We start from the raw sequence: 7018 nt of genomic DNA on the forward strand, positions 1-7018 counted from the left end.
GGAAATGCCCAACTCCTTGACCCGGCATCCTTTGAGGTGCAGCTGTGGCCGGGGAATCGGTACCGATATTCAGACGGCCGATATTCCAGAAGTTGTCCGACAGAGTTCGGTGGCACCCGATCGTCAAGGCGGAGGGGGTCCGCACCGACGCCGTTCGGGTGATTCAGGGGCTGGGAGACGCCGCGGGGCATGTGTGGACACGTCCTCCACGGCGGCGCCGTGCCCCCACCTGGCACGTGGCGCGGGGTGCGCAGCGGGTGCGGGCGAGGGTTCCGGAAATGCCTAGAGTGCGCAGTGGAGGGAGTCCAGGTCGGGCGTCACAGCCGGCCTCTGGGCTCCCTTGCTTGCTCTCCTGCGTGCCAGCAGGCCCTTGGCGCCCCTTTGCCCAGTCGTACCGAAAGTTCACACGTGAGGCCTCAGATCACCGGACCGCACCAGATCGCCGGACCCCGCCGGGCAGCCGATCACGGCAGAACCGGCCACGGCGCCCCGACCGCACCGGCTACCTCGAACGCGTCCGGCGCGCCCCTCTCCGTCCAGCACGACCACCCCGCCCTGCGTGCCGCGCTCGCCGCCGCCACCGAGGACGCCATCATCTACGACCTGGACGGCATCGGTCGCCAGTACGCCGCCCTGTGCGCCGAACTTCCCGGTGTCGCCATCCGTTTCGCGATGAAGTCCTGTCCGGTGGACGAGGTGCTCGGTCACCTCGCCCGGCTCGGTTCCGGCTTCGACACGGCGAGCCCGCAGGAGGTCGCCCAGGCGCTACGCGCCGGGGTGGCCCCCGGGATGATTCACTACGGCAACACCGTCAAGTCCGACCGCAACATCGCCGAGGCCTACCGGCTGGGAGTGCGCGACTTCGCCACCGACTGCCTTGAGGACGTCGTGGCGATCGCCGAACACGCCCCGGGATCACGAGTGTTCTGCCGGATCGCGAGCACCGGCGAGGGTGCGCTGTGGGGTCTCAGCCGCAAATTCGGCTGCTCGCCCGAGGACGCGCCGAGGGTGCTCGACGCCGCCCGCACCGTCGGGCTGGTGCCCTCCGGTCTGTCCGTGCACGTCGGCTCCCAGCAGATGACCGCCGAAGCCTGGGTCGCGGCGATCGACTCGCTGGCCGCTGTCCTGAAGGCGCTCAGCCGGCGCGGCATCACCCCGGAGCGGATCAACCTCGGCGGCGGACTGCCCGCCCTCGGCGTCCTCGACCGGCGCGGCCGGCCGCTGGTACCGCCGCTGGACAAGATGTTCACGGCGATCCGTGAAGGCATGGAACGGCTGCGCGCCGTCAACGCCGCCCCGCTGGACTTCCTGCTGGAACCCGGCCGCCACCTGGTCGCCGACCACGGAGCGATCCGCGCCCACGTGGCGCGGCTCACCTCCCGGCACCGGCTCGACGGCACCCGTGAGGACTGGCTCTATCTGAGCTGCGGCAAGTTCAACGGCCTCTACGAAATGGACCAGTTGAAATACCGCCTGGAGTTCCCCGCCCAGCGCGGCGGGCAGTTCGTCGACGCGGTGGTGGCCGGCCCGACCTGCGACAGCGACGACGCGTACGCCCAGGAGGGCAGTCCGGTACGGGTCCCCCGTGCGATCGCCTCCGGCGACCCGGTGTGGGTCCACTCCTGCGGCGCGTACGCCACCGCCTACGCCACCCGCGGCTTCAACGGCTTCGCGCCGCTGCCGTACACCTGCGTCGGCGGCCGGACTCCGGACGGAGGAGACGCATGACCGCCACCCGGATCCGGCTGCTCCGGGAAGAGGACTGGGACGACGTGGTCGCGCTCGAGGAACGCGCCTACGCCGCTGGCGGCCTGTCCGAGGGGCGGGAGGCGCTGCGCTCCCGGCACCGGGCCTCACCCACGACCTGCTTCGTGCTGGAGCACGCGGGCGGCTTCGGCGGCTACTTGCTCGCACTGCCGTACCCGCTGTTTTGCTGCCCGGACCTGCGTCGGGCCGACGGAGGCCCGGCACAGGAGAGCGGCCGGGGGAGCAACCTGCACCTCCACGACTTGGCGATCGGCGAGCGCGTGCGCGGCCGGGGCATGGCCCGCCGGATGGTGCGGCACCTGGAGGAGACCGGCCGGGCGGCCCACTACCGGTCTGTCGCACTGGTCTCCGTGTGCGGCTCCAAGGCGTTCTGGACCGGGCTGGGTTACCGCACCCGGCCCGAGGTCGCGCCGCCCGCGAGTTATGGCGCCGAGGCGGTGTACATGGCGAAGCCGCTGGGCCCCGCTGCTGACGACCCCGCTCTCGGGCCCTCACCCGGAGCCGACGTGAGCTGAACCACGGGTCTTCGACCGCTCATCGACCGGGAGCCCGAGGAGCGGAACGGCTGCTCGTCAGTAGCGCCAGCGGACGGCCTCGATGAGGTCCGCGTCCGTGTGCCCCGAGAACAGCTTCGCCTCCGCCTGCCGGACGGCCAGTACGGCCTCGTACAACTCGGGACCGAGCGCCTGCCGCAGCAGCGCGGACTTCTCGTACGCGTCGATCGCCTCCAACAGGCTCGCCGGGAGGCGCTCGGCGGGGCCGAGGGAGGCGGGGACGAGGGCGGCGGGATCGCTCGGGGTCTCGGGCGGAAGGGGCAGGCCGGACTCCAGGCCGGCGAGCCCGGCGGCCAGTACGCCGCCGACCACGAGGTACGGGTTGGCGGCGGCGTCGAAGCACTTGAACTCGGCGTTGGCCTGCCCGGCGGCGGAGCCGGTGATCAGGCGCAGCGCCGCCTCACGGTTCTCCAGGCCCCAGCAGCGGTAGGCCCCGGCGAAGCGCGAGGGGACCAGCCGGAGGTAGGACGCGACGCTGGGCGCGCCGAGGGCGAGCAGGGCGGGCAGCTCGGCCAGTACGCCCGCGAGGAACCGCTCGGCGTCGAGGTGCAGCCCGTGCCGGCCGGGGCCGCCGTGCGCGAGGTTGCGGCCCTGTCGCCAGAGGCTGAGGTGCAGGTGGCTGCCGTTGCCGAGGGAGCCTTCGGTGAAGACGGGCGCGTACGAGACCCGCAGGCCGTGCCGGGCGGAGACGGCCCGGACGGTGTGGCGTACCAGCATCGTGGTGTCGGCCGCCTCGACCGGTCCCTCGGCGGCGACCGAGACCTCGAACTGCCCGGCGGCGTACTCGGGGTGGAGCTGAAGCACGGTCAGTCCCTGGTCGGTGAGGGCGCGCAGCACCTCCCGCAGGTAGTCGGAGTGCTCGATGAAGCGGGTCATCCCGTACGCCGGCGCGAGCGTCGCGGGGTCCCCGGCGGCGTCGGCCGCCACCCACTCGACCTCGATGCCGGCCTGCACCGAGAGCCCGCGCCGTTCGGCGGCCTCGGTGACCCGGCGGGCGAAGCCGCGCTGGCAGCCGGGATGCGGGGTGCCGTCCTGGGCGTAGCGGTCGGCCGGAGCCCAGGCCCAGCCGGGCTGGGCGGCGAGCGGGACGAGCCGATCCAGGTCGGGGACGAGCCGCAGGTCGCCCACCGGGCCGGTACTCGAAGGCGCGGCGGTGAAGGAGTCGTCCACCAGGGAGACGTCGAAGCAGGGCGCGGCGCCGACGCCGTACTCGGCGGCGTGTGCGAGCTGGGCGAGCGGGACGGACTTCACCCGGGTGAGCCCGGCGTTGTCGACCCAGCCGAACACCACCCCGTCGATTCCGTCGGCGGCGAGCTGGGCTTCGGCTGCCCGGGCCCGGGCAGCCCGCTCAGCTCGGGGATACGTGATGGCCATGCCGGTCATGCTGATGTTCACGGCAGCCGGTGCGCCAGCGGTCGGCCGGTGGTTCACTCGTCCGTGCAAGAGAGGAATCGGTTCTCCGGGAAAACGCGTCGCTTAGTGAGTGCCTTTTACCGCGTCCGCAGCGCTCCGAGCAGGAATAACACTCGCACGAGTGAAACCGCTGGGACCGTTTGGCCTCGCCGGACATGGCTCGACTACGGTGATCCAGGAGCGGACGGTTCACCGCATCGGCAAGGAATTCCAACCCGGCAGGCCGTCCGGCACGGGACGTGAAAACCCCGGAGGTGGATGATTCCGCCCTCCCCGCTGTGCCTGCTCGGGGTGCACGAAGCCCCGGGCGCCCTGTCGTACATCTGCTCTGAGTGAATCTGCTCTGCGTAAAGAGGTTGGAGCATCATGCCCCCCATCGTTCCGCCGTTCCTCATCGGTCTCATCGCCGCGCCCCTGGCCAAGCGTCTCTTCAAACCACTGGTGCGAGGTGTCGTCACGACATCCGTCGGTGTCGTCATGGAAGTGAAGAAAGCGGCCCACGCGGCCGGAGAGAACATCAACGACCTCGCGGCCGAGGTGGCCGCCGACGTGATGGCGTCGCAGATCGCCTCCGCCGACGTTCACCCGCCCACCGAGGGCGCGGCCTCAAAGGGCGAGAAGGACAAGGCGGGCGACCGGGTCGAGAGCGAGAGCAGGATCCCGAGGACCCGCACGAGCACGAGCACCAGCGCCGGCAAGACGCCCTGACGCGCGGCCCTTTCCGTCGCCTGGGCGCGTCTTGCCGCCGACCGCGGAAGACGGGCCCTCGCGGTGGTCGGCCGTTGGCCTTTCGGCCGTACCTCCACTCCCCTCGGACATTTCGCTCTGTCGCAGTAATCCGCCGTGCGCCGATTTCCGCCGCGCCCGTTGACGGACTATCCGTGACCTCCGTGAACAGGTGATCGTACGCATGTCATCGCTACTGGGCGCCGTAGCAGAAACCCGCTCCGTGGAAGTGGACGCGCGTCCGCGCTCGGTCACACCGGGACGCCAGCGCTGGGACGTCAGGCTGGTGCTCGGACGGCCACGGACGGCCGAGGTCCTCACCGCCGCGCTGCGCCGCGTTCCCGGAATCACCGAGGCTCAGGCCAACCCCGTCACCGGCGGGGTGCTCGTCCGGCACGAAGCGCGGGTGCACGCCACAGACGTCGGCCGAATCGTCCGCAGAGCCGTCACCCTGATCGCGGGCGCCCCGACCGGAACGGGGGCGGCGCCGGCCCGGCCCGCCGCCGCACCGGCCCCCCGGGCGGACCGCGGCCTGGTCGTACGACCGGTGCTCGCGGTCGGCGGAGGGATCGCGGCAGGGATCGCGTTGATCAAGGGATCGACGCTGAGCAGGCAGTTGGTGGCGTTGGGCGGGGTCACCGCGGCGACCGCGGCCGTTCTCAGGAAGGCATGGGACACAACGGCCGACGCGTCCCGGAACGCGGCCGGGTCCGGCGCCGACCGGCACCCCCTGCTGGAGATCGTCGGACCGCACCGCCGCCGCCTCACCCGTGCCGCTGCCCTGTCCGTCGCCTGCCAGGTCTCGGAGATGGCGCTCGGCACCTTCCTCGGCTGGACCGGACTCGTCCTCATCAAGGGCGAGGCAGCTCCGCTGGCACGCCTCGGACTGACCACCGCGTCCGCCCAACTCCTGGGCCTCGCCGGACTGGTGGCCGCCGCGTGCGCCGCCGTGGCGGGCCTCTCCTACGCCTCCAGCCTCCAGTGGCGCCGGCTCGGCCAGGACATCGAGCACGACTGGCGGAGCCGTACGTACCGACATGTCCAGCACCTCGAACTGGGGCACCTGGAGGGCGAGCGGACCACCCGGGTGGCCGGCGCGCTCACCGACGACGTCGGCCAGCTGGGCGCCTTCTTCGCCGGCCCGGCCAACGAAGTGCTGCAACTGGGCACCAGCCTGGCCCTGCTGGTACCGGCGTTCCTGCTGCTGGCCCCCCAGATCGCCTGGATCGCGTTCCTGCCCATCCCGGTCGTCGCCTGGCTGTCGCTGCGCCACCAGGACAAGGCCGCGGCCGACTACGCCGTCACCGGCGAGCGGCGGGCCCGGCTGGGCAGCCAGGTGATCAACTCGCTGGAGGCCGGCGCCACCGTGAAGAGCTTCTGCACCGAGGACCACGAGGCCGAGCGCATCGACGAGTTGAGCGAGGCGGCCCAGGAGAGCAGTCGACGGACCGACCGCAGCACGATCCGGCACGCCGAGACCGTCCGGGCCTGCACCACCGCCTCGATGGCCGGCACGCTGCTGATCGGCGGCCGGTCCGTGCTCAACGGCTCCCTGCGCTTCGAGGTGTTCAGCCCGCTGATCGGGCTGCCCCAGATGCTGCTGATGCGGATGAGCCGGCTCGGCGGCATCGTCGACCAGTACCAGCGCACACTCGCCTCCTACGACCGGGTCCAGCGACTGCGTGCCCTGCCCGTCGAGGCCGACGGCACCGGCGGAACGGTCGACGTCGGCGAGGTGCGCGGCGAGATCGCCCTGGACCACGTGTCCTTCGCCTACCCCGGTCGGACGCCGGCACTGGAAGACCTCTCGATGACCATCCCGGCCGGGCAGGTCACCGCCCTCGTCGGCGCCACCGGCTCGGGCAAGACCACGATCGCCCGACTGCTGATGCGGTTCCAGGACGTGGACCTCGGCAGCGTACTGCTCGACGGCCGGGACGTGCGCGAACTGTCGCGGCACGACCTGCGCCACGCCGTCGGGTTCGTCGCCCAGGACCCGTTCCTCTTCGACGGCACCATCGCCGACAACATCCGCTACGGAAGCTTCGACGCCTCGGACGAGGCAGTGGTCGAGGCGGCCATGAAGGCCGAGGCCCACACCTTCGTCGCGGCGCTGCCGGACGGCTACGAGACGGTGATCGGCGAACGCGGTGCCGCGCTCTCCGGCGGACAGCGACAGCGGATCGCGCTGGCCCGCGCGATCCTCAAGGACGCGCCGGTCGTGATCCTCGACGAAGCGACCTCCGCCGTGGACAACGAGACCGAGGCCGCCATCCAGCGCACACTCCGCGGCTTCGCGGCCGACCGGACCATGCTGATCATCGCCCACCGGCTCTCCACCGTCCGCCACGCCGACCGCATCTACGTCATGGACCAGGGCGGAGTCGTGGCCGAGCAGGGCACCCACGACGAACTCCTCGCACGGCGCGGACTCTACGCGTCCCTATGGCAACTCCAGGCCGGCGAACCCGCCGCCTGACCGCGGACCCCGGCCGGCCGACCGCGTGACGACACCGCGGTCGGCGCGCTCCGGCGTGCCCCGCCACCACGCCTGCCCA

General features: G+C 71.9%; 5 protein-coding genes. 4 read left to right on the forward strand and 1 reads right to left on the reverse strand.

Annotated features, from left to right (window positions below; translation table 11 throughout):
- Positions 1-555 precede the first annotated feature (555 nt).
- Positions 556-1728 carry a type III PLP-dependent enzyme gene (locus ACH4NX_RS00560; RefSeq protein WP_351401119.1) on the forward strand — a complete coding sequence of 391 codons (1173 nt, stop codon included), beginning with the start codon at positions 556-558 and terminating at the stop codon, positions 1726-1728.
- The gene (locus ACH4NX_RS00565; RefSeq protein ID WP_398127231.1) at positions 1725-2282 is read left to right on the forward strand and encodes a GNAT family N-acetyltransferase; all 558 of its coding nucleotides are present in this window, start codon (positions 1725-1727) and stop codon (positions 2280-2282) included. The genes ACH4NX_RS00560 and ACH4NX_RS00565 overlap by 4 nt, the downstream gene beginning before the upstream one ends.
- A gap of 57 nt (positions 2283-2339) precedes the next feature.
- On the opposite strand, the gene ACH4NX_RS00570 is transcribed toward ACH4NX_RS00565, so the two are convergent.
- The gene (locus ACH4NX_RS00570; RefSeq protein ID WP_351401110.1) at positions 2340-3695 is read right to left on the reverse strand and encodes a glutamine synthetase family protein; all 1356 of its coding nucleotides are present in this window, start codon (positions 3693-3695) and stop codon (positions 2340-2342) included.
- Positions 3696-4100: 405 nt separating this feature from the next.
- Here ACH4NX_RS00570 and ACH4NX_RS00575 point away from each other — a divergent pair, with 405 nt between their 5' ends.
- Together ACH4NX_RS00575 and ACH4NX_RS00580 are read left to right on the forward strand one after the other, a co-directional pair.
- Positions 4101-4442 carry a DUF5132 domain-containing protein gene (locus ACH4NX_RS00575; protein WP_351401112.1) on the forward strand — a complete coding sequence of 114 codons (342 nt, stop codon included), beginning with the start codon at positions 4101-4103 and terminating at the stop codon, positions 4440-4442.
- 202 nt (positions 4443-4644) lie between these two features.
- Positions 4645-6939 (forward strand): ATP-binding cassette domain-containing protein, encoded by a 2295-nt coding sequence (locus ACH4NX_RS00580; RefSeq protein ID WP_398127232.1) that lies wholly within the window; start codon positions 4645-4647, stop codon positions 6937-6939.
- The last annotated feature ends 79 nt before the right edge of the window (positions 6940-7018 follow it).

It is taken from the genome of Streptomyces sp. NPDC017225, from assembly GCF_044331465.1.
Classification (GTDB): domain Bacteria; phylum Actinomycetota; class Actinomycetes; order Streptomycetales; family Streptomycetaceae; genus Streptomyces.

What these genes read in the sequence shown, in the direction of transcription:
- ACH4NX_RS00580 (WP_398127232.1), top strand. Translation starts at nt 4,645, where the DNA reads ATGTCATCGCTACTGGGCGCCGTAGCAGAAACCCGCTCCGTGGAAGTG.
- ACH4NX_RS00575 (WP_351401112.1), top strand. Translation starts at nt 4,101, where the DNA reads ATGCCCCCCATCGTTCCGCCGTTCCTCATCGGTCTCATCGCCGCGCCC.
- ACH4NX_RS00570 (WP_351401110.1), bottom strand. Translation starts at nt 3,695, where the DNA reads ATGGCCATCACGTATCCCCGAGCTGAGCGGGCTGCCCGGGCCCGGGCA.
- ACH4NX_RS00565 (WP_398127231.1), top strand. Translation starts at nt 1,725, where the DNA reads ATGACCGCCACCCGGATCCGGCTGCTCCGGGAAGAGGACTGGGACGAC.